This is a genomic window from Fimbriimonadaceae bacterium, from assembly GCA_019638795.1.
Lineage (GTDB): Bacteria > Armatimonadota > Fimbriimonadia > Fimbriimonadales > Fimbriimonadaceae > JAHBTB01.
On record JAHBTB010000005.1, the window covers coordinates 211,738 to 238,536 of the forward strand.

Here is a 26,799-nt window from a genome sequence, read left to right on the forward strand (position 1 = left end):
GAGGACTAGCCGCCACCCAGGAGGTCGCGGAGGCTGATCGCTCCGCCACCTCCCAGGCTTTCCTTCGCACCGACGGCCCGCTCGATCCGTGCCAGGCACTCGTCATAGTGGAGCTTGGTCGGCCCCTTCGCCTTGCCGTCGGCAGCCTTGATCCGCCGGGCGATCTCTCTGAGCTCGGCCCATGAGATCGAGCGCACTTCTTCCGGCCCGGTACCCCGCCCCAAGGCGTTGTCGATCACGGTCTGCAGGTGGGTGCGCTGAAGTTGGCGGCGCATCGGGTTCACGTCGGTCCCCGTCGCCGTCTCCGCCCAGACGCTCTGCAGGGTGGAGTCGTAGAGTTCGGCGAGGGTCAGCGTCGTGGAGGCGTCCTTGGCCTTGAACTCCTGCTCCATGACCCGGGTCGCCGTCCCCGCCCCCAGAACGGTCCGAAGGACCAGTCGCTGCACCAGCATATAGCGCGAGACCACCGGGAAGAACTCACCGGCATTGGCCATGCCGGCCTCTTCGGTCATCTCGGGGTTCGCCTGGAAGTAGCTGTAGAGGTCCTTGGGAAAGTCGAACGCTTCGGGACCGAGGAAGTACCGGTTGATCGTCGCCAGCGCTTTGCGCTGGGTCGCCGCGTCGACCGGGCGGATCGGCGGGCGCCCGTGGTCGTCTCCCTTCTTCGACGACGACTTGACCACACCCCCGATGAACCGCGTCAGCTCTGAGGCCGACGAGATGTATTGGTTCAAGTAGGCGAAGTACCGTCGCGTCAGGTCGAAGTAGCTGTTGCCTTGGCGCGGTGCCTTGTCCTTAAGGTCGAAGGTGAGCCGGTGGAGCAGGCCCGCATAGCCCGCCCAGTAGTCGGCGGGGTCCTTGCCCAAGTCGAACCGGGTGACGTCGGGGTCGACGCCGTCGGCAAACTCGTCGCTCAGGTAGACCTTGCCAGGCTGGCCGGTCTCGGAGGCGATGTGTTCCAGGAACCCTTTGTCGTCGGCGGCCCGGGCCGTACCGAAGTCGGTGTACCCGTACCGCACCGCCCACTCGTCGTAGACCCCGGGCTTGGCCACATAGAACGGCGTCCCTTTACTCGTGATCGCCGCCAGGTTGAACGGGAGGTAGTCCATGACCGAACTGGCCGCACCGTTCTCCGCCACCTTGGCCGCGTCGCCGAGTTCGGCGAGAGAGTAGGTCGTCGACGCGGCGAAGTTGTGCCGCAGGCCCAAGATGTGGCCGAACTCGTGGGCCACGGTGTGGCGCAGGGACTGCCGGACGTACTCTTGGTCGTCGATGACGCCCAGGTCTTCGGCCGCGAGCATGCCGACGGCGCGCACCATCGCGCCTTGCGGCCCGATCTCGCACCGGTTGCGGGCGAGAGGCGACCGTTTGCCGGGTTCGAGACGGGCGAACAGCGCCTCAGGGCTCACGAGGTATTGCTTTTCGAGCGTCGTACCCCTCGTCATGTTCGCGTCGACGACGATCTGGGCATTGAGGATCTGCCCCGTCAGCGGGTTGACGCGGGGATGCGAGACGGCATAGGCGTCGTCGGGCGAGGTGACCCAGCGGATGACGTTGTAGCGGACGTCGGACGGGTCCCAGTCCGCGTCGTCCGGCATTTGTTCGACCCTGACCGCGTTCTTGAACCCGGCCTTCTCCAGAGCCGGGTTCCAACTGAGGATCCCTTCACGCACCACTTGCCGGTACTCGACGGGGACGTCGTTGGATATCCAAAACACGATGGGTTGGACCGGTTCGCTCACCGCCGCCTTCGGGTCCTTCTTGCGCAGGTCCCATCGGACGATCAGCTTCTTTTCCCGGTCCAGCCTCGTGTCGTTCGAATAGTCGTCGTAGTCGGCGGTGAAGTAGCCGATCCTTTGGTCGTACTGCCGAGGGCGGTAGCCGTTGTCGACGGGCAATGGGGCCAGGCTGAACTCGACGGCCGCGATGGTGCCATGGGGATCAGCCAGGGTCGATGCCGCACCCGGCTGGGCCGCCGCCTGGGGCCCCCGCCCACTGATGAAGCTGTAGACCGTCCGGACGGCGAGGTTGCCGGGCAAGGCCTTGATCGAGGCGACGTAGGTCTTTTCACGGTCCAGGACAAACGGGCCGCCCGCCGGCCCGCCGAACATCGGCGGCCCCATCAGTTGCGCGGCGACCTGGCCGATGTCACTCAAAAAGAAGTTGCTGACATCGATGAGGAGGCTCTTACGCTCGGGGTTGTGCGCCTCAATCGAGAACGAGTCGAGGTTCGTGTCGGCAAACGACCGCTTGAGCGCCCGTGCCATCGGGGTGTCGGCGTTCGTCCGGAACCGGGTGTTCGGTACCGTCATGAACAGCTTCTCCGTCGGGGACTTGCGGAACTCAAAGACGAGGTCGGCCAGCGGGTCACCGGCGGTCAACCGGCCGTCGCCAGTGCCAGTTGCAGCGGTGGCCTGAAGCAGTAACGGCTTCCCCAGTTGGTCTTCCTTGATCTCCAGATACGCCTTCGTGCGCCCGTCCTTCGTCTGCCGGTAGACGGTGAAGACCCCTTCGGTCTTCTCAAACCCCTTGACCTTGGCGTCAAAGGCGTCGCTGGTCGGTTTGGCGGGTTCCGCCGGTTTGGTGGGGGCGGTCTGGCTCGGCGCCCCGGCCATCAGAGTGCCCGACTGACGCCCCGAGCGCCCCGCCGCTTCTCCGGCAAGGTCACCGTCGTCGTTCTTGATGACCAGCCCACTGATCTTGAACTCGTCTTGAAGGGTGTCGCCGCTGGCGATCTCCACCCAGGCGGTGCCGGACTGCCGCAATTGGGGCGAGCCCTCCGTCTCGGTGTACGAGTACTTCACCTTGAAGCACTTGGCCCCGCGCACGTCCTCGGTCCCGACGATCTCGTAGTCGCCCTTCGCCGCTCGTTTGTCGTGGGCCTTGTCGGCCGCAAACGTCATCGTCCACTTGTCGCCCACGCCGACCGCCTTGTCGCTGAACGCCACGGTGCCGGCCTGGGACAGCCGGATGTTCAGGTCCTTGTTGGGGTCGTCCGCGTCGGCCTCGGAGTCCTCGTAGGACAAGACCACGCCGTTGGGCGACTGCTTGATGGTCGTCATGCCCTTGGGCTCTTCGGCCGGTTGCTGGGCACCGTTGATCGAGGTCACCGAGGACGTCGTCTTGTGCTCGGTCGTCACCGAACCGTCTGCCCCGACCTCCTTGACTTTCACCGAGGACTCTTCGGCCGTCGTCACGACGACCTTGCCTTCCCCGGCCTGAAGGGTCATCGACCATTCCGACTTGTAGGTCGCGGTCTGCCCCACCGTGCCTTTGACGCGGAGCACGACTTTGTCGTCGTGTCTGGTTGCACCGGTCGGGTAGGCGACGACGGCGGTGGCGAGGGCAAGAGCGGCGAGGTGGGCGGAGGCGCGTAGGCGGCTGGCCGGGGCCATGCTCCAGGATAACCTGGAAGGGCACGTAAAAGTCATAGGTTCCTTGATGTTCGGTGTGCCGAGGCGTCCTACGCACGGGCGGGACGCAAATTGATACCGGCCTGACAACCGCAAAGGTTGCCAGGCCGGCAGGTCAGGCCCGGGGCCGCCTAAAACTTGGCGATGCCCCAGCGCAAATTCAACGACAGGCCATTGAAGTTAAGACCGTCGTGCTCGCTCACGAGGTCGTACCGTGCCGAAAGGCTGAGGTTGTTCTGGAACACGACGCCGATCTCGGCGTTGATGTCATAGCCCAACCGCTTGCCGCTGACCCTCCCGCCGCCGGTGTTCACCGCGTAGTCGGTGTAACTGAGCCCGCCGCGGTAGGCGAAATAGGGGCGGAAGTTGCGGTTGCCGATCCCGGCCGCGCTGAGCGGTTGGGTCATGCCCAGGGTGTAGGCGACGATGACGACGCGGCTACCGCCGCTGTCGCCGGTGATGAAATTGAGGTCCGGGGCGATCTTGGTCCGGCTGTAGTTGTCCGGGTTGACGTTGCCGAGGCCGATGCTGAACCAACTGCTACCGATCGCGTCTCGCAAGGTGCCGCTGGACGGGATGAACAGACCGACCTTGGGGCCGACTTGGTTTTGGGCGAAAGAGGCCGCCGGGACGACCATGGCCGCCAACACGGCCGCAGGGACGAGACACCGTCGCATGCCCGTCACTATACCGGTTCGACCGAGGAGATGCCCCGGAACCCGATACCCGCCGCCAGTGCCGACACTGCCTCGGTCAAGCCGTCGACGGCCGACTCAAAGAGTCTTTGGCCGGTCTCGGCACGGGCAAACGTGGCGTGGCCGATCGGCCCCTTCTCACTCACCTCGTCGAAAAAGGCCACGACCCCCGGCACCGGTGGCTCGACCTGCAGGCCGTCGTCGGTGAGCCGGTCGGTGCGGACGAGTCCGGGCGCGACATGGAGCATGAGGCTCGTCTCTGCCTCGCAAGCGTGGGCGATGACCTTAAGCGGGCCCCGCAAGGTCGCCAGAGCGTCAGGGCTGACAAAGTTGAAATAGCCGATGTGACCGAGCACAGCGTGGGGGAACTCTTCCTTCAGCGACCGCATGGCGACGCCGTTCGGCTCGGTGTTGCCCCCGTGACCGTTGACGACGTAGAACTTCCAGAACCCATGCCGGGCCAGCGACCGGACAATGGCGAGGACGGTCTCGTGATAGCCGGCAAAACTCGCCGAAAGCGAACCCGGATAGGAAAGATGGTGCGCCGAAGCCCCCAACCAGACCGTCGGGGTCAGCACCACCCGGTCAACCAGCCGGGACTCCACCGCTTCGGCGACCGCCGTGGCCAAAATGGAGTCGGTGAGCAGGGGCAGGTGAGGGCCGTGTTGCTCCAGGGACCCCGTCGGGACGAGCACGACGGCGTCGCGGGAAAAGCCGTCGACCTCCGGCCAGGCCGCCTCGGCAAGCTTCAAGCCGTCACACCTCCGGGTACAGGTCGCGCATGAGCATCCGCACCGACGAGTTGAGTTCCTTGTCGCGGTCCATCATGTCGCGGATCTTCTTGTACCCGTGCATCATCGACGTGTGGTCACGGTTCCCGAACAAAGCGCCGATGTGCTTCCATGAATCGCCGGTGATCTCCCGGGTCATGTAGACCGCCACATGGCGGGCGTGGGCGATGGGCGCCTTGCGGCTTGTGCCCCGGATCTCGCTGACATCAATCTGGAAGTGCTTGCTGACCATGCCCAAGATCTGGTCGAAACTCGGCTTGGCGATCCCGACGGTCTGGTAGTACTGGTCCACCATCGCTTCGGCAAGTTCCAGGCTCAGGGGAAGGGCCTCGAGGCTCGCCTGGGCGGCCAGCTTGGTCAGGGCCCCCTCCAGGATGCGGACGTTGCCCGGCACCCGTTCGGCCAGGTACATCGCCGTGGCGTGGTCGATCGCCACGCGCTCCTGCTCGGCCTTTTTGAGGATGATCGCGCAGCGCGTCTCCGTGTCGGGCATCTGGACGTCCGCCACCAAACCGCTCTCAAACCGGGAGCGCAGACGCTCGTCCATCAGGAGCAGGTCCCGGGGCGGGCGGTCGGAGCACAGGACGATCTGCTTGCCCATGCCTTGCAGGTAATTGAAGGTGTGGAAGATCTCTTCTTGGGTCTTGTCCTTGCCGGCGACGAACTGGATGTCGTCGACGAGCCAGACGTTAACCGACCTTTGGGCGCGCCTAAACTGGTCGATCCGGTTGTTCTGTAGGGCGTGGACAAACTCCTCGGCGAACTGCTGGGCCGTGATGTAGGTCACGGGGAAGCCCGGTTCGCGGGCGAGGATCTCGTTGGCGATGCCGTGGAGCAGGTGGGTCTTCCCCAGCCCCGACTGGCCGTAAATGAACAGGGGGTTGTACTTCTGCCCCGGTGCGGCGGCGACGGCCTTGGCACCGGCAAAGGCCAAGCGGTTGCTCTGACCGACGACGAACCGGTCGAACGAGTACTTTTCTGACGGCCTGAAGACCGATGTCTCCACCGAAATCGGCACCGTGGCGACCTTGACCGGGCTCGTCGGGGTCACCGGTTTCTCCCTGGTCTCCACCCTCAACTCGACCGTGACAGTCTGGCCCAGCTCGTCGCCCAGGGCTTCCTCCAAGAGTTCGATGTACTTCTCTTGGACCCACTCCTGGATGAATTTGCCCGGAGCCATAAACGTGACCCGGCCGTCCGCGTTGCCGCATGGCTTGAGCGGGCGCAAGAAGCGCTCGAAACTCGTCACCGGCACACGGTCTTTCACCCGCGCCAAGGCGTGGTCCCACGCTTGGCGGAGGAGGATCTGATCCTGAGGCTCGTCGAGAGAGAACTGGTCCATAACTGAAAAACACCCCGACAGGGGAAGGAAGTGGGGGCGAGTATACACACGGACCACGGCGCCTGCCCGCAAGATTTTGAGGGACATTTTCGGCCCCCGGCTCACCGGGCAAAGGGTCTTTCGAGACTCGGCCATGCCGACCCCGGCCCTCCCCACGGACGCTTGGACAAAAAGCGAAGGATATTTGGTTGTCAAGGCCCGGATGGGTCGCCGGGACGATATCGAGGACGCCGGGCCACAATAACCCCATGTCCGCGGTCGCGATGCTGGGTGGGCGCGACCTGCCCGACGAAGTCGTCCGGGTCTGGTCAGCCACGGCCACGGACCTTTACGCCGCCGACTCGGGGGCGGACCGCCTCCTGGCCCTGGGCTTCCGGCCGACCGTCGTCGGCGACATGGACAGCTTCAAGGGTTCACGGGAGGGCCTCCGGGTGGTCCAGAGTGCCGACCAAGAGACCAGCGACCTAGACAAGCTCCTCGACGTGGTGAGGGGGGACGGCCACTCCCGCCTCGTCGTCCTTGGCATCGAGGGCGACCGCCTTGACCATGTCCTTGTCGGCCTGCACCGCTTGGCCGCCAGCCCTTTGGCCGTCCTCGTCGTCCTCCGCCGTGGCCTCGGGTTCGTGGCCAAGGGTGACGCCCCGTTCACATGGGGCGAGGACACCGGGCACCGGTTTTCGGTCGTCAACATGGGATGCCGACCCGTGACGATCAAAGGCGCCCGCTGGCCGGTCGGGCCAGACGCCAGTTTTAAGACGAGCATTTCGAACGTCATCGACCCCGGCCCCCTTGTCGTCGAGGCGGAAGGGGCCGCACTGGTGATCGTCGAACGCGACCCGGCCGCTCTTGTCCCATGGTGACCCTCGCCCCGCTGGACTGGGCGGTCGTCGCCGTGTTCACCGCCCTGTTGCTCGGCCTGGGCTTCTCGGCCAAGTTGCGCGACTCCAGCGTGCTCCAGTTCCTTGCCGCGGGGCGTTCGTTGACGTTGCCGTTCTTCGTGACCTCCCTGGTCGCCACCTGGTACGGCGGCATCCTGGGGATCGGTGAGTCAGTCTCCTACTACGGCGTCGGCACGTGGCTCCTGCTTGGCGTCCCCTTCTACGTCTTCGGGGTCGTTTACGCTTTGTGGTTGTCCAAGCGGGTCCGCGAGGCTGACCAGATCAGCATCCCCGACCGCCTGGAGGCCGCGTTCGGCAAGTGGTCGGCCCTTGTCGGTGCCGTGCTCCTGATCCTCATGGCCGTGCCCGCCGCCCACGCCCTGATGCTCGGCACCCTGACGCAGGCCCTGACCGGCCAGCCGCTGGTCGTCTCCGTCGTCCTGGGCGTCGCAGTCGGGTCGCTGTTCCTTTTCAAGGGGGGCCTGCTGGCGGACGTCAGGGTGTCGGTGCTGTCCTTCACCCTCATGTACGTCGGCTTTGCCGTGGCCTTGGCGGTCGGCGTCGCCCGGTTCGGTTCCCCGTTCGACCTGCGCGGACTTGAACCGCACCTCGCTCAGGTTGACGGTGGGGCGGGGCCAGTGGCCGTCGCCACGTTCTTCATCCTGGGGGCGTGGACCCTGGTCGACCCGGGCTTTCACCAGCGGGCCGCCAGCGCGGCCTCTCCGGAGGTCGGCCGCCGCGGCGTGCTCGTGAGCGTGGTCTGCTGGATGGTGTTCGACTTCCTCAGCGTCAGCGTCGGCCTCCTTGCCCTTCGAGCGGTGGACCCGATGCCCGAGAACAAGGTGCTCCTCTTCCCCCTCTTTGCCCAGGCCGTCCTGCCGACGGGGGTCAAGGCTCTGTTTCTCGTCGGCATGGCGGGTACCGTCACCACCGCCCTGGTCAGCTACGCCTTGGTCAGCGGCGCGTCCGCCGGCCGTGACGTCCTGTGCCGGGTCGTTCCCGGGCGGGACGAACTCACCGCCACCCGCGTCGGCGTGGCCGCCGCCCTCGTCGCCGCCGTGGCCCTCGCCCTCAACATCCAAAGCGTCGTCGCCCTCTGGTACGCCTGGAGCGGCGCGATCGTCGGGGCCCTTCTCTGGCCGGTCTGGGTCGCCTACCGGGGTAAGCCCGCCCGTGACGTCTGGACGGCGGTCAGCATGGCGGCCGGTGCGGCGACCGGACTGGCGTGGATGTTTTGGGGGCGCGCCAACGGCAACCCCGACCTCAACGTCAAGCTACCGGACAGCGTCTTCGGTTACAATCTTTTTGGAGGACTCGCGGGGACCAACGTCGGGATCGGGACACTTGTTCCGGCGTTCGCGGTGACCGCCGTGCTCTTGTCGCTGGGATCAGCGTCCAATAAGGGAAAACATGAGCCAGACTGACGAGCCTGTGGCCGCCGTCGAAGAGAACGACGGCACGACGCATGCCGAGACGGCACCGGCCGAGCCGCCGCCTCTGCCTGGCGACGCGACGACCGACCTTCCGCGCCTCGTGGTGAAGAGGGCCGGGGCCGAGACCGAGGAGGTTTTCTTCTTCTCCCCGCCGGCCACGGTCGGGCGGTTCGACCCCGCTGTCGGGCCTGTCGACGTCGATTTGGCCGCGATCCCCGAGGGAAGCTACGTCAGCCGCAAGCATGCCAAGATCACCCACGACGACGAGGGCTATAAACTCGCTGACCTGGGCTCGTCAAACGGCACCTACGTCCTGCGCGACGGGGACTTCCAAAAGATCGACGAGACCGTCGTCACGGACGGCGACGAGATCGCTCTGGGCAACGCCCGGTTTGTCTTCCGCACAGCTCCCGGATAAGTCGGTCTGCGGGCCCTAGACGATCTGGACGTCGGGGGTGCCGTCTTGGAGCTCACCGATCTCGGCGGCATGGACGCCGGACGACTCGAGGTGCCCGATGACCATCGGCACCGATTCGGAGTCGACGACCAAAACCATCCCGATCCCCATGTTGAAGGCCCGGAACATCTCCGCGTCCGAGACTTGACCGAGCACCTGGACCGCTTTGAACACGGGCAGGGGCACCCAGTTGCGCTGGTAGATGACGGCGGTCAGGTCAGAAGGCATGACCCGGGTGAGGTTGCCAGCAATGCCGCCCCCCGTGATATGAGCCGCCGCATAGACTGCCTCAGTTTGCTGGATTAGCGGATAGACCGCGTTGAAGTAGCAAAGATGCGGCCGGAGCAAGGCGTCGCCAATGGTCTCCACCCCGTCACCACCCGGCAAGGGGTCTCGCACGCTAAACCCGCCGACCTCGAAGAAAGCGCGTCGGGCCAACGAGTAACCGTTGGTGTGCAGGCCGTTGCTGGCGATACCGACCAGTTTGTCACCCGGCTTCGGCTTGGGCCGAGGAAGGCGCCGAGACGCGTCCACCACCCCGACAATCGCCCCGACGACGTCGATCTCTTCGTCGGCATAGACGCCGGGCATCTCGGCCGTCTCACCGCCGACGAGGGCGCAACCCACCGCCTGGCAGGCTTCGGCCGCACCGGTGACGACCTGGTGGAACGCGGCTGGCTCCAGACGGCTGCAACCGAAGTAGTCCAAGAAGAAGAGCGGTTTTGCCCCTTGGCACAGGATGTCGTTGACGCAGTGGTTGACGATGTCTTGGCCGATGCCGGAGTAATCCCCCACCATGGCCGCCACCTTGGTCTTGGTGCCCACCCCGTCGACGCTGCTGACGAGGACGGGCCGGGCCATGTCCCCAAAGTTGGCGGCGTACATCGCCCCGAACCCGCCGACTCCGCCGACCACGTTTTCGTTGTGGGTGGCCTTGATCGCTTCGGCGACCCCGCGCAGCGAGCGTTCCGCCTGGTCGATGTCGACGCCGGCGCCGGCGTAGGTCATGGGGTGGTCGGCCATCGCGTCCTCGGAGAGGGAGCTGGTGAGTCGTCTGGGACTCGAACCCAGGACCCACGCCTTAAAAGGGCGTTGCTCTACCGACTGAGCTAACGACTCCAGCGGGCTTGAAGATACCCGCTCAGGGCTTCTTGGTCAGGTCCGCCCTGCCCGTCCGTCACCGTGGCCCTTTCTCGATCGGCAACAGGCGGGCCCGGCCACCCTTGACGTCGAGACTGACCAAAGCGCCTTGGACAAGCTCAGCCTGAAACCAGTCGATCGCCTCAAGAATAGAGCGACCTGACGTCGCCGGGTCAATGTCGTGGCTCCGAATCTGCAGTACGCTCGGGCGGCTCCTCCCGGTCGCGGCGAGAATGGCACCGAAATCGAGGTCATGGGTCAAGAGCACACGGTCTTGTTGAGCCGCATAGGCCAAGACCTCTTGGTCACTGGCGTCTCCCGGACCGATGTTCGACCAATGCTCCGTGTCGTGTCCAGACTCGCTTAATACCGCCACCCAAGATGGCGACAGGTTCATGTCAAGGAGCAAGCGCACCAATCAGCTCGCTTGGCCAATCTCCGTTTCGCGCTCCTCCGAGCGCCAAGCTGCATAGGACAAGGCCTGCCTGACATCCTCCTCCTCGATGTACGGATACATGTCCAAGATTTCAGCAATCTCTCGACGGGCCGCAAGAAGTCCGACGAGTGCGCCGACAGTGACCCGGGTGCCCCTCACACAGGGCTTCCCCCCCATGACTTGAGGATCCGCGACGATTCGATCCATTTCACCCACCTGCATCAAAGTATACGTTGCGGCAATTGAATTCCAGTTCGATGAAGCCGAATGAGCTCGCGGACCAGCCAATGCCCAGCCGGGTTGTGTCGCATGTCCGGCGGCTGCACCCCCAACCCGCCCCACGGACGGAGGGTGGTGACGATCTGGCCGTCCGGTCGGCGCGTGATGTAGCTGCCTGCCTGGTACGTACGGGTGTCGATGCGGCGAAGGAGGACTTCGTCGTCGGGCGGCAGGACACAGTCGCTGGCGACGTCGTGGAGGAGCGTGAGGTCGCCGAGTTGTTCGAACCCCGTCTCGGCCATTTGGACGCACTCGCGCCAAAACGGTGCCGGCTGCGTGCCAGCCCGCACACCGAAGGCCACCGCCGCACCGGCCGTGTCTTGGTCGTCCACGGCCACCAGTCGTCCGTCCGTGTCCCAGGGCAGCCCGGCCAGAGGGTGTCCCTCTCGGTCGGCGATCCGGTAGCCGCGGAGGTCTTCAGCACTCAACGGCTCGACAACATGGAAGAACGTCGACCATTCCTCCGCGCCATCAAGTGCTAGGAGGCCAAGGCCATAGTGTCCCGCAGGCAAATCTCCTTCCCACCGGAATGCCGGACTGGGGACTCTGGCACAGGTCTCGAACTCCAGCACCTCGTCGGCAATCGACGTACCGTCCACCCGGTCAATGAGCCTCCGCCGCCGGACCGGGCCCCCTACATCCGAGCGGACGCCGACGGACACCTGGACAAGCCCGGCGAAGTGGCAGCCCACGCTATGCCAGCCGGGCCGGTTTCCGCCGTGGACCCAAGGCGGTGACCGTCGGGGCACCAGGAAGAACTGGTCGGTGTGGCAATAAGGGTAGCGGCCCCTCCACATCGACCGCGGGCCACGACTGACGCCAGAAGTCGAGATCGGAGTGTCATCCCAGCCCGTGATGACCCAACCCGACATGTCCTCCAACGACGCGACCGACTCCATCACCCGTTTTCGGATGAACTCAGCCTTATAGGCACTGGCCTCCTGCGCGGCAAGAAAGCTGAAAGCGCCGCTGACGTTCCACCTAAATCCTTCCCCTCTCTCCAGCATCGGGGGAAAATCGTATTGCCACTTCACCCCCTGGTCATTGAGGGCGGGGTCGTTGCTGGCCCAGTACGGCATGTCCCGGGCCAGGGCGTCCAGATCACGGACGTGGTCAAAGTCGTTGAACTCCCCCAGCAGAATCGGCCGCTTCTCCCGTGGCCCGTGGGCCAGGGACTGGAGCACCTGGGGGTAGTACATCAGGTCGCAATAGGGATGGAAGTCGTCGAAGGTGCCGTACTCGCGAGGGTCACCGCCGTACATCTCGGCCCCGCCCGAGTTGTCCTTGACCAATGGGCAACCCGTCTCCTCCACCACGAACTCGGTCAACCGACGCCGAAAATCAGGCGGGGTCGACTCGCTGAGCTCGCACCCGACCGTCCAGCAGACGATGTTGTCGTGATGGCGGTACTGGAGGACGATCCTCTTGATCTCCTCCTCCATCTCGGCCAGGCGGGCGGCGTCGCCGGTCGGCATCCACAAAGGTAACTCGACCCATGCGACGAGGCCGGCCTTCTTCAGGGCCTCAAGCGCGTCGTGGGGCGGCAGCCACAGGCAGAACTTGACCGTGTTGAAGCCGAGGTCCTTGACCCGCTTCCAGTCATCTTCAAAGACCTCAAGGGGTGGGGCCGTGTGGCGGTAGTCGGGATACCAGCCCCAGGTCAGGACGCCGCGCATGGTCCAAGGGCGGTCGTCCAGCCATAGCTTGGTGCCTTGGACGCTGATCCGCTGCTGAGGCTTTGGCTTGGGAGCCAGCGGGTCGGTGGCGGACTCGACGACCCGGACCGGGCGGTAGAGGCCGCCGAACGTCGTGTCGACGTAGGGCAAGAACCCGCTGAGGACGTCTTTGACGGGAAACGCCGTCCCGCCGTTCTTGGTGACTTTGACTTCGACCTCGACCGTCTGGCCGTCCCAGGGCGCGAGGTCGATGGAAAAGGCGTCCCAGATTCCCCGGTGGGTGAGGACGAGCGCACCGTCGATGCTGACGACCGCTTCGTAGGAAACGCCGTCAAAGACGAGCCACTGTCCGGTCCGTGCCGTCAGCGAGGCGCGGTAGGTGGCCGGGCCCTCCCAACGGACGTCCACCCGGTCGTCCCAAAAGACGTGGGGCAACGTGACCTCGTGCGGGCCGTCGCCATAGTCGACCGTCCAATTCATCGTTCCACCGTCACCGTCCCCGGTTCACCCTCGCGGCCTACGATCGTGACCTTGATCGGCAGGAACTGCTTCACCGCCCAGGCCATGGTGATGAGGCGGCGGGTGACCTGCGGTGTGGTCAGGACCGTTTTGCCTTCGGCAAAGACGGCGGGTAGCAACAGCTGGTCGGCCAGGAAGGCGTCCACGGCGGCGTTGGTGCCGTGCCAGTCCACAAACCCTTGCCAAGCGCGCTGCACCGTCACGGGCACGGTCATGCCCCGCTGGAGCACGGCTGACCCCGAGCCGAACCCAGTCTCGTGCTCCGCCCAGACCGTGACGGACAGTCCGGGCTCGCGGCCCTGGACCTCGTTGACCTCCACCTCGGCGTCCAGGCCACGCCCGGCAAAGAGTTGGCCCAGGGCCACCCGGGCTCGTTCGCCCGCCTCGGGGGCCATCCCGCTCACCGTGACCTCGGCGCCGCACGCGACCAACGCCCCTCGGAGCCGCCAGTCCACCCCGGTCGTCGCGCTGGGCTCGATGTCGCAATACACCTCGCCCCGGCCTCCCATGCCGAAGCCGGTCGACGCCAGCGACGGGTAGCAGTACAGGCCCATGCGCCGGAGCGCCGGAGCGGTGGACCGGACAAAGGCGTCATATCCCAACGTGTTGTTGTTATGGGTCTCGCCGAAGACGGTGACTTGGCTGTAGGCCCCCGTCCGCGCCAGCGTGGGCAGCACCGAGGCGAGCACGATCAGTGCCGAACCCGGCACCCGGCCCTGCATATGCGCATGGACGTCGAAGCGGCCCGTCACCGCCCGGGCCGGTCGCCTTGGTTTGAAGACCAGGACTTCCGAGTCCAACTCGTCACCCTCGACCTCGGCGTCGCACGACCGGGCGAGGACCTGGACAAAGGTGAGGTCTTCCGCGTTGAGGCCCTTCTTGCGCAAGGCCCCGCGCACCGAATGGACGCGGGTCGCCTGCTGGGTGAGCGCGGACATGGCCAAGACGGTCCGCAACAACGCTCCGCCGCCCTCGCCGTGCGAGCCGTTGAGGACGATTGGCTCGACCGCCTGCCTCATCTGCCTGCCCTCACACCTTCAGCTTGAAGAAGAGGTACTCGATGAACTTCACCAGGTAGGCGAGGAGCACGAGGACGAAGACGAAGTACAAGATCTCGTGGTAGGGGATGAACCCGCTCTTGATGCTCGTGACGTCTTCGCTGACCAGCTTGGCCTGAGGACGCCCGGTCTTGGGGTCGACCGCCGGTTGCTGGTTCTGGTCGTTGGCGAAAGTCGCCTTCTTGGTCGCGGCCTCGACGGACACGAGCTTGGTCTTGATGAACTCGCCGGCCGGTCCGCGCGAAAAGACATAGACCACCGCGACCCCGACCGTCGCCATGGGCAGGGCGAGCTTGTACTTGTGCTTCTGGTGCTCGTTGTAGATGATGCACTGCTTGCAGCGCTCAAACTTTTGCTGGGCGGTCAGCTTGTGGTTCTGGGGGATGAACTTGCTCGCCGCGACGACGTCGGCGGGGATGACCTTGCCTTCCATCGCGTTGCGGATGACCGACTCTTCGCACATGCAGCCGACCCGCTCCTTCCAGCACGTCCGCTTGGAGTGGTAGATCGGGCACCGCTCGCGCACGAACTTGCGGCAATAGGGCAGCTGCCAGCACTTGCCCAGGATGACGTTGCGGACGTCGGACTCTTCTTTGATGCCCTGCCCGTACTTCATCTGGTCGGCGCGCGACCCTTGCGAGGCGCGGGTGCGCACCACCATGGCGATATGCCCGACGATCAGCAGGAAGCCGATGATCGCCGCCGGGTATCCCGCCCCGGCCAAAGCCTCCATGGCCTTGGACCCCTGCTCGGAGGGCTGGGCCCCCAGCATGCCGGGCAGGTACGACGGGGAGAAGACAAGGGCCAGGCCGATGATCAGGAGGATCAGGCCGACGGTCTCCTCGCCCCACATCAGCCAGCCGACGCCGATGGAGACGGCGATGACCCCGATCAGGGCCGCTTGGCCGAAAAGCTGGACGTTCTGGGCGACTTGGGCGGCGTTCGCCCCCGCCCCGGCCTGGGTGTAGGTGAAGATGAGAAAGCCGACGCCGACGACCGACGCCAACCCACCGGCCCAGGTCAGGAACCGCGCGACATTGTCAAAGAACCCAGTGATCGTGTCGCTGAGCCCCGAAAACCTCTCGTCACCGCCTGGTCTGGCCATGCCTGCCTCTGACTACTGAATCAACGCTTGACCCGCTCCAGGTATTCCCCGGACCTCGTGTCGACTTTGATCGTCTCGCCTTCCTTGATGTGGAACGGCACCTGGATCACCGCGCCGCTCTCCAGAGTCGCCGGCTTGGTGCTGCCGCCGCTGACGGTGTCCCCCTTGTAGGCCGGGTCGGTCTGGACGACCTCGTATTCGCCGAAGGCGGGGATCTCGTACCCCAACACCTCGTCACCGGCGACCATGGCCGTGACCATCATGTCGTCCTTGAGGAACGGCACCTGGTCGCCCAAGGCGGCCATCGGCACCTGGATCTGCTCGTAGGAGTCCATGTCCATGAGGGTCAGCTCGTCGCCCGACTTGAACAGGAACTGGTATTCGACCTTCTCCAGAAACGCGGGCTCGAAGCGCTCGCCCGAGCGGAACGTCTTCTCGTAAGTCGCACCGGTCTTCAGGTTCCGGAGCCGGGTGCGCACAAACGCGCCGCCTTTGCCCGGTTTCACGTGCTGGAACTCGGTGATCTGGTGCACGACACCGTCCATGTAGAATGCCATGCCGTTCTTGAAGTCGCTTGTGTCGATTGCCAAGAGGTAACCCCGCGCCGATGGTGGCGGCCTGTCAATTATGCCTCATCGCCAGGTTCGACGGCTGGACTCAGAACCGTCCCGCCGGATCGACCGGCCTGCCGTTCACCCGGACTTCCCAGTGCAGGTGGGGGCCGGTGGCCAGCCCCGTCGCGCCGACCGCGCCGAGTTTTTGGCCCCGCGCCACCCGCTGGCCGTCGCTCACGGAGATCTTGCTCATGTGGCCGTACAGGGTCGAAATGCCGCCCCCGTGGTCGATGACGACGCAGTTGCCGTACCCGCCGCGCCAGCCCGCCGACACGACCGTCCCCGCCGCGGCGGCGACGATGGTCGAGCCGTACCCCGCGCCGATGTCGAGCCCGGCGTGGAGCCGGCTCTTGTGGAGGATCGGGTGGTAGCGGTTGCCGAACCGGCTCACGATCGGCCCCTTCGCCGGCTTCATGAACCGCCCTCCGGCGTACACCGTGCCGCCTGACCGCGCTTGGTGGGCGAGCAATTGGGCCTCGATGGCGCGGCTCTGGTCTTCCATCTCGTCCAGCTGGTCTTCCAGCCGGTCTTTGGTCGACTCCAACTGCGCGAGCATCTTCCGCTTCTTCAGTTGGGCCGCCTTCATCTCGTCCTTGTCGGCCTGGATGCCGCGGGTCAGCCGGGCCACCTTGGCGACGACGGCGTCCTGCGCCTGCTTCTTGGCCAAGACCCGGTCGCGGATCGTCCGCACCTTCTGGAACAGTTCCTTGTCGTGCTGGGCGACGCGCTCCACCAGGGCCTTGCGGGCGGCAAAGTCGCCGACGCTCTTCGATCCGACGAGGACGCTCAGGACGGTCTCCGAGCCCCGCATCGCCATGGCCCGCAGGCGGCGGGCGGCCTCGCCCTTCACCCCGGACAGGCTCGCCGACTCCTTGGCGAGGTCGGCGGCCAGCTTCTTCTGGGTGTCCTTGGCCCCGTCGAGCTTTTCACGGCTGGCGTCGAGCCGGTCGTCCAGCTTCGATATCTGGTCGTCCACCCACCTCATCTCGTCGATGACCTGGCTCTGCTTGTTCGAGTTCCGCCTGATCTCGCTCCGCAGGGTCTGGGCCTTCTTCTTGATGCTGCCCAGCTTGTTGTTGAGCGTCCTCGCCTTGTCTTGCCCGCCGCTGAGGGCGGCCACCGCCACCAGGCACAGCGCGACGGCGAGGAGTCTCTTCAAGCCTTGGCCTCCGCGGGCTCGCGCAGGGCCAGGGCGGAGCACACGACCCCGTAGGCCGCGCCGACCACCCCGAGCAGGGCCAGCATCGGGCCGAAGGGGTACGCGGCCTGGAGGCGGAACGCCATCAGCCCCGACGCGAGGGCCCCGACCACCGCGTACACCACGCCGAGCACGAGGGTCGCGAGCAGGCCGCCGACGACCCCCTGCACGGCCCCTTCGATCAGCATCGGCGTCCAGACGGTGAAGGGCGTCGCCCCGACGATCTGCATCGTCCGTATCTCGCGGCGGCGGGCGACGATGGTCAGCCGGATCGTGTTGTAGATCAGCACCCCGCTGGTGACAAGGAGCATCCCGCCGACCAGGGCCCCCAGCCACCGGACGGCCGACATGGCTTGGTCGAGGAAACTCTGCTCGTCGGCGAGGTAGAGGGCCTTCTCGACCCCGTCCATCTTGCCCACCTTGTCGGCGACCGATTTGGCCTTGGCGAGTTCGGAGAACCGGACGACGAAGGCGTCGGGCATCGGGTTGTCGATCTCCAGGCCCTTCACGTCGATGCCGGGATTGTCCTTCTTGAACGCCTCCCAGACCTCCTCCCGCGACTGGTGGGTGACCGACTCGACGCCGTCCACCTTCTTGATCGTGTCACCGAGGGCCTTGACCGCGTCGGGGCCGACCCCGTCCTTGACGAAGACCTTCATCTCGAACCGGCCCGCGATCTTTTGGGCGTAGCCGGTCAGACCCAGGTAGGCCGAGCCCAGGCCGCCCAGCACGAAGAGCGCCATCGCGCAGGTCGTGACCGAGGCGAACGTCATCCACGTGTTCCGTCGGAGCGAGACCAGGGCCTCGCCCAGCAGGAACTCAACTCTGTCCAACCAGTCCATCCGTCTCCTCTTCTTCGGGTACCTCCCGATGCCCCGTGCCCTGCTCGATCGCCTCGACCACCGCTTCGGTCAGGGCGGGCGTGTCCGAGACCACGCGGCCAAACTCCAGGCTCACCGTGCGGCGGGGGAACCGCCGCATCACCATCACGTCGTGCGTCGCGACCAGCACGGTCGTCCCTTGGGCGTTCAGGCCGCACAAGATCTCCATGATCTCTTCGCTGTGCCCGGGGTCCAGGTTGCCGGTCGGCTCGTCGGCGAGGAGGAGGGGCGGGTCGTTGATGAGGGCCCGCCCGATCGCCACCCGCTGCTGCTCGCCGCCACTGAGTTCGTGCGGGTAGGCGTCGGCGCGGTGGAGGATGTGGACTTTGTCGAGGATGTCGGGCACCATCTGCCGGACCTCGCGCCGCGTCCGCCCGACCGCCCGCATCGCGTAGGCGACGTTCTCCCACACCTTCTTGTTGGGGAGCAGGGCGAAATCCTGGGGCACGATCCCCATGGCCCGGCGCAGGTACGGCACCTCGGCCTGGGGGAGGGCGCCGACGTCCTCGCCGTCGATGAGGACCCGGCCCTTGGTGGGCTTGATCTGGCGGCTGAGCAGCTTGAGCATCGTGCTCTTGCCCGAGCCGGTCGGCCCGCACAGATAGACGAACTCCTGGCCCGCGACGTCGAGGGTGACGCCGCGCAACCCGGCGACCAGTTCGTTGTACATCACCTCGACGTGGTCGAACCGGACGTAAGGAGGGAGTTCTTCTCTGCCGCCCACTGGCGGAGGAGCGTACCCGGCGGACGGTACGCTTGCCGACCGTGCCGACCGTCACCGAGGAGAAGATCAGGGTCCGTTACGGGGAAACCGACCAGATGGGCCACGCCTATTACGCGAACTACCTGCTCTGGCTGGAACAGGCCCGGGGGGCGTGGTGCCGCGACCGCGGGTTCACCTACAAGCAGCTGGAGGGGATGGGCTACATGCTCCCCGTCGTCGAGGTGTTGGTGCGCTACCGGGGCGAAGTCAAGTACGACGACCTCGTGACCGTCCGGGTGTGGCTGGAGGAAGTGCGCCGCGCGGCGGTCCAGTTCAAGTACCAGCTGCTGGTCGGGGGGAGCCTCGTCACCGAGGGCTACACGTGGCACGTGCTGATGGGCGAGGCGCGAAAGGCGGTCTCGGTGCCGCCGCACGTGCGGGAGATGTTCGACCGGGACCCCGCCGACTTCGAGACGCTGGCCTAGGGCCAGGCGGGGGCGGGCCCCCGTCCTGGCCCGGGCCGGGTCAGGCCGCCTTCTTGCCGGGCTTGGCGAGGCTGACGGTGACCTGGCTGACTTCGAGCGTCTCGAGGCCGGTCTCCTGGCCGGTGGCGGGGTTGACGTAGCGGACGGCGACGGCATAGGTGCCCGCCCCGACGGTGACGTCCCAGCCGGTGGTGGTGGCGAAGGCGTGGAAGCCGTAGCTCTTGTACGCCTTCTTGCTGGGCTTGCGGTTGGCGTTGGCCAAGGGCTGGAGCAGGAACTCGGTGGTGCAGCCCGCGCTGTTGGCGGCGCTGGGGGTGAAGGTGATCTTGCCCGCGGCCGGGGTGACCGTCCAGGTGAGGTTGTCGCCGTCGAACGGGGCGGCGGGCGGGTCGGTGGGGACGGTGCCGGCGGGGTTCACCTGCAGGAACTTGCTGGCCAGGCCGACAAAGGCGGCAAAAGGCGTGGGGTGATAAGCCTTACCGGTGACGCTGTTGTGCTTGGTGACGTGGGCGGCGTAGTTGCGCCATGCTTGCACCTGTTGTTTGGTAAAGGTGCGCCAAAGGGCACCGGCATGGGAGAAGTTTTCGCGGACGGCCTGCTGGGCCGGGGTGTCCGGGTTAGTGCCTTTCACGCGGGGGCGGACGACCAAGCCGTCGCGGCTACCCTGAAAGACGACGTTTCCAGCCTTGCCACGCAAGTCCTGGAGAAGGATTCCTAGTTCGGCTTTAGCCATTGTTGCTCTTCCCGTGATGAGACAGACGCGAATCTGCGCTCATGCTACAAGTTTCAGAATTGGCAATGTTGCAGAACTATAGGATCCGGTCTGGTTCTACAAAACAAATCGGCGACCATCTCACACTATCAAGCTGACCGAGATGACTCATCACTCTTGACGGGTACCTGTGCGAAGCCAGGTCACCCAAAGTGCATTCCCCGAGGCAACTTCAGAGCAAGCCCATTTCTCGTGGCCGATCCATCGCCTTGAGGATCCTCACCATACTGGCGCGAAAAAGGACACATCGGGCCTTTCCTATTGACGGTTGCGCACAATTCTGATGCCCTCGTTTTCTCCCCGTCTCAGTAACTCCACCAAGATGAGAGCCTGCTTGTCCGAAGGTATGCCCTGGGGTTCCTTAGTCACAACGCCCAGAATACTTGCTTCCTTGTCGGTGAGGACCCTTTGATTGGCCAAGTGGCTCCTAATCTGTCGCCACGTGCCTGCCGAGACTTCCATGACTTGGGAAACTGCGGCGACACCGTCTATCACGATTTGCTCCTTCTTGGCTGCCTTCTTCTCGATCCTCTCCTGCTCCGGCGGAATGAGCAAACTGTAAAACTCAGAAGGCAAGTTCCCCTCGAGAGTGGGCACGCGGAGCTTCATCCGATCCCAACAGGCTGGGCGCTTTGCCCACTCGGTCACGTTTGAAATGCCGATGGCAGGATTGCGAAGCTCATCATTGGCAAAAGATGCAGTGACCTTGAGAGCGTCTAGGAGTGCCGCACCAGTCTTTTGTGTAGTCCATGTAAGTCCGAGGTCAACCACGCACCTCCGAATCCGTGCGATCTCTGCAATGAGCGCAATACTGTAAGCGACGATGTTGGCTCGGTAACCACCGTCATACCAAGGCTGAGCAGACACCAGTTTCTCAGCGGCACGGAACACCAAGGCTCTCGCAATAACACGCCTGAAGTAAAACTCGTTGAATGATTCCGGATCCTTTTCCCATTCCGTGGCAATCCGGTCTGCGTAGCGCACGAAGTTTTTTTGCGCACCCAGATTCACCCATCGAGGGTGATCCTCCCAAGTGTTCTCGAACTTTGCCAAATCGGTTTTGGTGAACATCTGGTTCTTCGGAAACTCTGCCGAGAACTTCTTCTGCTCGCCCGGAGTCCGCTTCGCGAGCTCATCTTGGTACTGTCCTCTACTTCGCTCATAGAACCACTTCGTGCCACGAATAGAGCCCATTACGGCTGGCGTAAACATTCGCCGCGAGAGCTCCTCCATTCGTATGTGGAATGGTGAGTTGGAGAATAGGTCAGCAGCGCTAACTTTGTTCTGCGTGTTGGCGTACTCGGCGATCCGTGGGACAATGCGCTCTCCAAGCAATTGGTCCACCACCGAGAGCTTCATCTGCACGAAGACTTCGGAAAGGGATGCTTTATCGGATCGGCGTGTGTGGAACAATGAAGCGGTGGTTTGCCCACCGTTCACAATCTGAAGGTCCGTGATGCGCCGAATCGTGAGCCCCTTGTCGGTCGCCTCGACCTCCACATTGCTCGCAGTGGCGGTTATCCCGTTGTTGAACGCAAAGAACATCGAAGGCTCTTTAAGGATCGTTGACCGAATGCCCTTGTTGATGGCGCCACGATTCTGCAAGAAGGCCCGAACATTAGACTCCAAGAGCCGTGCCCCAAACTGCTCGTACAAGTCTGCTAACATGCGCCCCGGAATCACCGTGAGGTAGGACATGTACTCGTTAGAAGCTAGCGGCGCTTTGAGGCAGGGTAACCCGCGATCAAATATTTCAACGAAGTCAATCTCTAAGGGTTCGCGTTGCCCGCTGGCGAGTCGCTGACGGTAGAGCCGGTCTATATCCCAAACTTGGTAGGAGACTGGTCGGCCCGCCAGCACCTTCTCGTCCAGTGATTTCACCCGGTCGCTGAGGCGCCGCTCTGAAACTAAGAAGATATTGACCTTCTGGATGCTTTCGGCTCGGTCGGCAATCTGCCGGGCAAGACCATATTCGGCCGAGGTTTCTTCCAGTTCACGGTAAAGTCCCTTATCCACGCAGGCGAGGAAGAAATTCGAAGATCGCTTCAGGGCACTCGTAACCTCTGTTTGCGTCAGGGTCTCAACGCCGTCGCGAAACTCAAAGTCAGCCACAAACAGGCTCAGCGTCCCTTCATCGTCAAACCAGTACCCGTCCACGCGGGCGCCACGCCCGCTGTCCCAGTGACAGAACTCGAACCCTTCAAGATCGCCATTCTCACGGATGTCCTCTGCCACGTGCATGGTGAACTCAGCCAGCTGAAAGTCGCCTCTGGCTTCAGCATTCGCCAAGTACTCTTGACGGTAGTCCTCAAAGAACTGCTCCAAGGTCAGGTCCATGGCTACGGCACGCTCCCAAGGACAAGTTGATAGTCGCATCTGAATGGCTCGAGGTGCTCTAGCTCAATTTGGTATTTAACGCGGATGACACCGTTCGGAACCTGTGATCTGATGATTCTAGGGAAGCCATCCTCGACCCTAAACGGCTGGTTCCCAACCACTTCGAGCAATGGGTGGTCGTACTCGCGAAGCGGTATATATCCGAACTCAGCTAGCTTTGACTCAAACTCGAAGGCAACGTCTGTACCGGCAATCAGGGATTGGGCCTCGGCCACGATCTGGTTGAGGGACTGGCCCGAGTCGTCTCGTGATTCCTTTACGAAGACGATCAGCAGATAAAGAAGCTTTTGTAAAGAATCAAGCTGGTTCTCGGATGAAACACGCACTGTTCTCGGGTCAGTTGCCACCAGCGACTTCACCTCAACCGCTAAGTCGCTGAAAATGAAGTCTTGTTGAGCGCGCTCTGGCCCGTGCCACGCCCCAACGGCTCCTCTTGCACCAGCCGGCGTGCCCAAGAGCTCAAGCAGGAACCAAACCTCGGCAAACAGTCCCCTGATCTCTTCCAAACTGAGAACCCGCGCTTGTTTGCTTGAGAGGAATGCCTTCCACCGACGCAGGTGATTAAGTGCTGTCTCTAACGCCGATGCCGGAGACCTCGCCTCAACAAGCTCGGCCAAGAGGCTATTGCAAAGCACGTGGAATAGGTCAATGTTTTGCTCACTCTCCAAAGTCAGGACCAAGAGCTGGTTGTCACTGCTCGACGAGCGCAAGTCAATGTCCAACCCATGTACCTTCACGGCGCTCTGCTGATAGCGACTCCAATGATCCCCGGCTAATTCAAGCACGAACAGGCGTCGGCCTTGGTGATCGACTGCCCACGAGGCAGGCGCACGCATGCCAGCTGCAGCCAGCCTGCGATTGATCTCACCCGTCGGTACGGGGATGTCATCCCAAGGGAGGTGTTTACTCATCGTAGTCGTCCTCCTCATCCGCGTTGTCGTCAGAAGGACCGCGCATCTGCTTGAGCCATACCTTGTTGACCTTCACCTTGACCGTAGGAGCAGTCTCCAAGTAGGGGAAGCTGATGCCAACTGCGGGAACCCGCTGCGTCTCACCGCTTTCCTTGTCCTTGACCAGCAGTGAGTGAATCATCACCAGCGGCTGGTTGCGAGCTTCCCGGAAGTGTTTGTCAGACGGCTCTGGGTTGCGCATCGGGTCTTCCTCGTGGTCGCGAACGGCATAGTCTGAGGCCAGTTGCAGCTGATTTGGCGACAGTCCAAGGCGCTCATCGCCACGGCTGGCGACTCGATCCTTAGGCATCTTCCACGCCCCATTGTCAGTCACGACCGTCCGCTCCTGAGAACCTAGACGGTGCTCGCTTGGATTGCCGTCTCCAGCGGGGCCATCAATGAGGAGCACTTCAACCCGTGAGAATTGTTGGGACAGTTCACGTAGAAAGTCAATGGCACTCTTGAGCTCAATATGCATCGCCTCAGGCCCAGGGTCGTACTTTGCCAAGAACTCGACTGCCGTGTTTATTGGCACACCACTGCAGACCCACCCTTTACGAGTCACGTGGAGCTCACCGCCAAACCGTTTGTGCCAATACTCGGCAATGAGGGCTTCGTTGGCCGCGGGGACCTCGCTATCCATCGGCAGTAAGTGCGTTTCAACAAGGCTGCCCGATAGATTGCGTTCCAGCTCAACGTTTTCGGCATGGCGCATCTTGTTCTGCGCGGTGATGAGGAGTCGGTCGGGGTGGGTCTCCATATACAGCCCGAACTCTTTAGGGGTCTTTCCTTGGCGGCGCATCCGTCGAATCTGGTCACGTAAGTCTTCGGTCTTTTCTGCGATGTACGTGTACCACTCGATTGACTGCGGAGGCAGATACACACGGCACAGGTCTTCGTAACCGGGACGGTAACCGAACCACCGGCCCATCTGCATCAGCGTGTCATACGTGCTGGTCGTGCGGTGCATATAGCTGACCGTGAGCCCCTCCAAGGTGAGCCCGCGAGAGATGCTAAGGCCGCCAATAGCAATGGCAGTGACCGCCTCACCTTTCCGATCGTAAGCGGCATAGTCCAAAACTTCATCAGACTTGCTGTTGATGACGAACAGCCGCACGGACTGAATAGCGTCGGGAAGGTGCTTTAGGACATCGACCCAAGTCGTTTTGGCGGTCGCATACTCACGCTCATATGCGGCTTTGAGCCGTTGCATATGATAGTTGCAGTTGATCCCGTTGCCAATGGCGTAGTTGGCGAGAACCGCGTCTTGCGAGCGCTTGCGGTAGAGGCTAACCTCTTCTTTGACAGACTGCTGAACCAATACCCGCGCCGACACGTTCACGAGCATTGAACAGTGCTTGTTAGCTTGGCCGCTGATCAATCGGATGGCTTTCGCGATGAAGAAGGTATCCAAGGCCTGCATCAGGCTTTCGGGCAAGTGGTCGCCTTCAGCGAATTTGTCTATGTCCACGATCCCTACCGATGCGAAGCCCGTGGCATCGTCTAACCGCCTAGGCCGCAGAATCCGTTCGCTTGATGCATCTTGAAGAAAGACCTTGTCGGGCCCGAAGTAGGAGGACGGGGCATCGAGCGCGTAAATGAAATCTCTCGGAAAAAGATCCGCACGGACATCTTCGTCGTAGGCGTCTGGATTGATGAAGATATTGGCAAAAGGCGTAGCCGTATAGCCGACATAGCAAGACTTCGAGAAGAGGCTCAGAATCCTGCGGAGATGGTAATTCGTCTTGGTAGGATTTACATCCTCGCGACTTGTATCAACCGAAGCGTTGTCCGCCTCATCGTCAATGAGGAGCATAGGCACATCGCCGATCTGTCCGTTCTTCGCATTGAAGTCGTGCAACCAATTGTATAAGGCCTTGAGGGTGCTGACATTCTTCTTAATGACCACGACAACTGGCTTTTTGAAGTCGTTGATTTCGCCACCTGTGACATTGGCGTTTCGTACGCTGAAGTCGCTCACCGTGTTGGTGAGCGTGACCGGGTGCGGAAAGTCAGCAACCAGTGTGCCAACGCCAATTGCTTCCCGCCGTCCCGTGGGATCGCTCGACCGCCCGACAAATCCGGTATCAGCGCGACCTTGGGTTTGCGAGCGTAGATTGTTATGAATCCCCGCGACGATGATGATAAACTTGTAGCCTGCATCGGCAGCACGGCAGACGAGACCCAAGTAATTGGCAGTCTTGCCCGACTGCACGTGCCCAATGACCAAGCCCCTGCGGTCCCAACTGTCGGGGTCGCTAGGATCCTGCAGGTGTCCGAGAATGCGATGAGTCACATCGCTCAAAGATTGCACAACGGCCCCAGACCATCCTTCCTGTCCAAGAAGCCTTTCGTAAGCCTCCGAGTAAACCCAATTGATTTGCTGCTTCTGAACCCAGCCAGAGTCGTGTGGCGATTCTCGACCTACGAGGGAAATCCCTGCCCCCATTCTTGTGTTGATGGAGATCATGGCTTGATCTACAGCGTTTTCGAGTGACCCCGTATACTTCAGGTCGGTGGCCAACTTGATCGCCATACCAAAAACCTCGTCACGAGTAGGCAAGGGATCTCGGTGGCTTACGGCTGCGGTGAGAACGGTGACGAAGTTGCGCTCGGGAATCCCGGTCATCTACTCGATCTCCCCCTTGGCAAACTGTTCAACCAAGAGTTTGCGGTCGTCATAAAGCCGGGTTGAGAATACGATCTTCATGAATTGCTCTGCATCAAAGGGTCCTTCTGCAAAGAGGGAAAGTTTGAATGCGCGGAGGCGCTCCAACGCGTCGCCCTCATCCGTTTCAGGGTTTGCGAAGGACTTGGGGTCACTGGCGTAGTCACTGTAAATGAGGTCAATCGGCAACGCTGCTGGAATCGCCTCAAGGAGCGCGACGAGGTTTCGCCGCCCGAGGTCGTCAAGTTGGTTTAGCAATTGCACGACGATCGGATGAGTGCGGCTCAACGTGTAGCGGATCTGACCGTGGTCGGCATAGCGTTCCCAGATCGGAGACTCGGTTTCTTGATGCAACCTTTGACCGCGCCCACGGTGAACATTCACCGCTGCGCCGGTGATCTTCGCCAAGATCTGCCGAAGGTGGTCGCGAACGATGCGAGGCGGTTGTGCCCGCGACTTCTTGATGTCGATGGTCCACGCTTCATCAAGAGTGCTTGGAAAGTCAATCTGAACACGGGCCAATTTTGTTGACTCGCCCTTGGGCACCAACCGAAACCAGTCACCCCAGGCCATGAGGCGGCAATTGCGGTAAACGTACACCCCCTGGTTTGAGATAAAGTCGCTGCGAGTTCGGTAAAATTCGTACTCACGAGGGCTCAGTCGCGAATGGTGCGGCAATATATAGGCTTGGATCTCTACTCTTTTCCCGAGCACCATGACAACATCCTTGGGCTGCGTCTGGGTGGCCTTGTTGTTACGGCAAAACGGATCAAATGGACTCAACGGGTGTCCGTTAACGGTGACCTCAATCTTGCCGGTGGGCGCGTCGCCTTCGAGAAAGCGGTGGAACACGAGGGAGAGGTGGTCGCGAAGGGCCGATAGCTTGTCATTGACCACAGTATCGCGGTG

At 63.1% G+C, this 26,799-nt stretch carries 23 protein-coding genes and 1 tRNA gene; 4 read left to right on the forward strand and 20 right to left on the reverse strand.

Translation table 11 applies throughout. From position 1 onward, the window contains the following. Positions 1 to 5: 5 nt before the first annotated feature. From KF857_08235 to dnaA, 4 genes are all read right to left on the reverse strand, one after another. Positions 6 to 3,395, reverse strand: a complete 3,390-nt coding sequence (locus KF857_08235; GenBank protein MBX3111983.1) for a zinc-dependent metalloprotease — start codon at positions 3,393 to 3,395, stop codon at positions 6 to 8. Positions 3,396 to 3,544: 149 nt separating this feature from the next. Continuing rightward, complete coding sequence (locus KF857_08240; GenBank protein ID MBX3111984.1) at positions 3,545 to 4,090, reverse strand: outer membrane beta-barrel protein; 546 nt, start codon at positions 4,088 to 4,090, stop codon at positions 3,545 to 3,547. An 8-nt stretch (positions 4,091 to 4,098) separates the two neighbouring features. Continuing rightward, positions 4,099 to 4,860 (reverse strand): creatininase family protein, encoded by a 762-nt coding sequence (locus KF857_08245; protein MBX3111985.1) that lies wholly within the window; start codon positions 4,858 to 4,860, stop codon positions 4,099 to 4,101. A 4-nt stretch (positions 4,861 to 4,864) separates the two neighbouring features. Continuing rightward, on the reverse strand, positions 4,865 to 6,241 hold the full coding sequence (dnaA, locus tag KF857_08250) for a chromosomal replication initiator protein DnaA (GenBank protein MBX3111986.1): 1,377 nt from the start codon (positions 6,239 to 6,241) through the stop codon (positions 4,865 to 4,867). 248 nt (positions 6,242 to 6,489) lie between these two features. Between dnaA and KF857_08255 the strand changes: the two genes are divergently transcribed. From KF857_08255 to KF857_08265, 3 genes are read left to right on the forward strand one after another with little or no spacing between them, the layout of a single operon-like run. Beyond that, entirely contained in the window at positions 6,490 to 7,101 is a 612-nt protein-coding gene (locus KF857_08255) for a hypothetical protein (protein ID MBX3111987.1), read from the forward strand. Next, positions 7,095 to 8,543 (forward strand): hypothetical protein, encoded by a 1,449-nt coding sequence (locus tag KF857_08260; protein ID MBX3111988.1) that lies wholly within the window; start codon positions 7,095 to 7,097, stop codon positions 8,541 to 8,543. Before KF857_08255 ends, KF857_08260 begins: the two co-directional genes overlap by 7 nt. Beyond that, positions 8,530 to 8,970 (forward strand): FHA domain-containing protein, encoded by a 441-nt coding sequence (locus tag KF857_08265; protein ID MBX3111989.1) that lies wholly within the window; start codon positions 8,530 to 8,532, stop codon positions 8,968 to 8,970. Before KF857_08260 ends, KF857_08265 begins: the two co-directional genes overlap by 14 nt. Positions 8,971 to 8,985: 15 nt before the next feature. On the opposite strand, the gene purM is transcribed toward KF857_08265, so the two are convergent. The 11 genes from purM to KF857_08320 form a co-directional block, all read right to left on the reverse strand. Continuing rightward, positions 8,986 to 10,032 (reverse strand): phosphoribosylformylglycinamidine cyclo-ligase, encoded by a 1,047-nt coding sequence (purM, locus tag KF857_08270; protein ID MBX3111990.1) that lies wholly within the window; start codon positions 10,030 to 10,032, stop codon positions 8,986 to 8,988. Between the two features lie 20 nt (positions 10,033 to 10,052). Beyond that, positions 10,053 to 10,128 (reverse strand) — tRNA-Lys (locus tag KF857_08275). Between the two features lie 58 nt (positions 10,129 to 10,186). Next, positions 10,187 to 10,564, reverse strand: coding sequence for a DUF5615 family PIN-like protein (locus KF857_08280; GenBank protein ID MBX3111991.1), 378 nt, complete (start codon positions 10,562 to 10,564; stop codon positions 10,187 to 10,189). Positions 10,565 to 10,567: 3 nt separating this feature from the next. Continuing rightward, positions 10,568 to 10,792: a DUF433 domain-containing protein gene (locus KF857_08285; GenBank protein MBX3111992.1), complete on the reverse strand. Its 225-nt coding sequence runs from the start codon at positions 10,790 to 10,792 to the stop codon at positions 10,568 to 10,570. A gap of 14 nt (positions 10,793 to 10,806) precedes the next feature. Continuing rightward, entirely contained in the window at positions 10,807 to 13,020 is a 2,214-nt protein-coding gene (locus KF857_08290) for a hypothetical protein (protein ID MBX3111993.1), read from the reverse strand. Further along, positions 13,017 to 14,078 (reverse strand): hypothetical protein, encoded by a 1,062-nt coding sequence (locus tag KF857_08295; GenBank protein MBX3111994.1) that lies wholly within the window; start codon positions 14,076 to 14,078, stop codon positions 13,017 to 13,019. Before KF857_08295 ends, KF857_08290 begins: the two co-directional genes overlap by 4 nt. Positions 14,079 to 14,088: 10 nt before the next feature. After that, positions 14,089 to 15,222 (reverse strand): hypothetical protein, encoded by a 1,134-nt coding sequence (locus KF857_08300; GenBank protein ID MBX3111995.1) that lies wholly within the window; start codon positions 15,220 to 15,222, stop codon positions 14,089 to 14,091. A 20-nt stretch (positions 15,223 to 15,242) separates the two neighbouring features. After that, a complete protein-coding gene (gene efp, locus KF857_08305; GenBank protein MBX3111996.1) occupies positions 15,243 to 15,812 on the reverse strand; it encodes an elongation factor P in 570 nt (189 codons plus the stop codon). Between the two features lie 67 nt (positions 15,813 to 15,879). After that, a complete protein-coding gene (locus tag KF857_08310; protein ID MBX3111997.1) occupies positions 15,880 to 16,995 on the reverse strand; it encodes a peptidoglycan DD-metalloendopeptidase family protein in 1,116 nt (371 codons plus the stop codon). Continuing rightward, complete coding sequence (locus tag KF857_08315; protein MBX3111998.1) at positions 16,992 to 17,876, reverse strand: ABC transporter permease; 885 nt, start codon at positions 17,874 to 17,876, stop codon at positions 16,992 to 16,994. The genes KF857_08310 and KF857_08315 overlap by 4 nt, the downstream gene beginning before the upstream one ends. Then, positions 17,854 to 18,639, reverse strand: a complete 786-nt coding sequence (locus KF857_08320) for an ATP-binding cassette domain-containing protein (GenBank protein ID MBX3111999.1) — start codon at positions 18,637 to 18,639, stop codon at positions 17,854 to 17,856. The genes KF857_08315 and KF857_08320 overlap by 23 nt, the downstream gene beginning before the upstream one ends. Positions 18,640 to 18,680: 41 nt before the next feature. On the opposite strand from KF857_08320, the gene KF857_08325 reads away from it, so the two are divergent. Then, the gene (locus KF857_08325; protein MBX3112000.1) at positions 18,681 to 19,103 is read left to right on the forward strand and encodes an acyl-CoA thioesterase; all 423 of its coding nucleotides are present in this window, start codon (positions 18,681 to 18,683) and stop codon (positions 19,101 to 19,103) included. 40 nt (positions 19,104 to 19,143) lie between these two features. Here KF857_08325 and KF857_08330 read toward each other — a convergent pair whose 3' ends face one another. The 5 genes from KF857_08330 to KF857_08350 form a co-directional block, all read right to left on the reverse strand. Continuing rightward, on the reverse strand, positions 19,144 to 19,836 hold the full coding sequence (locus KF857_08330; GenBank protein MBX3112001.1) for a hypothetical protein: 693 nt from the start codon (positions 19,834 to 19,836) through the stop codon (positions 19,144 to 19,146). A gap of 297 nt (positions 19,837 to 20,133) precedes the next feature. Further along, positions 20,134 to 22,212 carry an AIPR family protein gene (locus KF857_08335; protein ID MBX3112002.1) on the reverse strand — a complete coding sequence of 693 codons (2,079 nt, stop codon included), beginning with the start codon at positions 22,210 to 22,212 and terminating at the stop codon, positions 20,134 to 20,136. 2 nt (positions 22,213 to 22,214) lie between these two features. Beyond that, positions 22,215 to 23,183 carry a PD-(D/E)XK motif protein gene (locus tag KF857_08340; protein ID MBX3112003.1) on the reverse strand — a complete coding sequence of 323 codons (969 nt, stop codon included), beginning with the start codon at positions 23,181 to 23,183 and terminating at the stop codon, positions 22,215 to 22,217. Next, positions 23,176 to 25,851, reverse strand: coding sequence for a Z1 domain-containing protein (locus KF857_08345; GenBank protein MBX3112004.1), 2,676 nt, complete (start codon positions 25,849 to 25,851; stop codon positions 23,176 to 23,178). The genes KF857_08340 and KF857_08345 overlap by 8 nt, the downstream gene beginning before the upstream one ends. Further along, positions 25,852 to 26,799, reverse strand: a 948-nt coding sequence (locus KF857_08350) for a hypothetical protein (GenBank protein ID MBX3112005.1), incomplete at its 5' end; no start/stop codon positions are given.

Coding starts and splice junctions, on each gene's coding strand:
- KF857_08235 (MBX3111983.1), bottom strand. CDS start 3,395: ATGGCCCCGGCCAGCCGCCTACGCGCCTCCGCCCACCTCGCCGCTCTT.
- KF857_08255 (MBX3111987.1), top strand. CDS start 6,490: ATGTCCGCGGTCGCGATGCTGGGTGGGCGCGACCTGCCCGACGAAGTC.
- KF857_08345 (MBX3112004.1), bottom strand. CDS start 25,851: ATGACCGGGATTCCCGAGCGCAACTTCGTCACCGTTCTCACCGCAGCC.
- KF857_08335 (MBX3112002.1), bottom strand. CDS start 22,212: ATGGACCTGACCTTGGAGCAGTTCTTTGAGGACTACCGTCAAGAGTAC.
- KF857_08240 (MBX3111984.1), bottom strand. CDS start 4,090: ATGCGACGGTGTCTCGTCCCTGCGGCCGTGTTGGCGGCCATGGTCGTC.
- KF857_08265 (MBX3111989.1), top strand. CDS start 8,530: ATGAGCCAGACTGACGAGCCTGTGGCCGCCGTCGAAGAGAACGACGGC.
- dnaA (MBX3111986.1), bottom strand. CDS start 6,241: ATGGACCAGTTCTCTCTCGACGAGCCTCAGGATCAGATCCTCCTCCGC.
- KF857_08290 (MBX3111993.1), bottom strand. CDS start 13,020: ATGAATTGGACGGTCGACTATGGCGACGGCCCGCACGAGGTCACGTTG.
- KF857_08300 (MBX3111995.1), bottom strand. CDS start 15,222: ATGGCCAGACCAGGCGGTGACGAGAGGTTTTCGGGGCTCAGCGACACG.
- purM (MBX3111990.1), bottom strand. CDS start 10,032: ATGGCCGACCACCCCATGACCTACGCCGGCGCCGGCGTCGACATCGAC.
- KF857_08340 (MBX3112003.1), bottom strand. CDS start 23,183: ATGAGTAAACACCTCCCTTGGGATGACATCCCCGTACCGACGGGTGAG.
- KF857_08295 (MBX3111994.1), bottom strand. CDS start 14,078: ATGAGGCAGGCGGTCGAGCCAATCGTCCTCAACGGCTCGCACGGCGAG.
- KF857_08315 (MBX3111998.1), bottom strand. CDS start 17,876: ATGGACTGGTTGGACAGAGTTGAGTTCCTGCTGGGCGAGGCCCTGGTC.
- KF857_08330 (MBX3112001.1), bottom strand. CDS start 19,836: ATGGCTAAAGCCGAACTAGGAATCCTTCTCCAGGACTTGCGTGGCAAG.
- KF857_08260 (MBX3111988.1), top strand. CDS start 7,095: ATGGTGACCCTCGCCCCGCTGGACTGGGCGGTCGTCGCCGTGTTCACC.
- KF857_08285 (MBX3111992.1), bottom strand. CDS start 10,792: ATGGATCGAATCGTCGCGGATCCTCAAGTCATGGGGGGGAAGCCCTGT.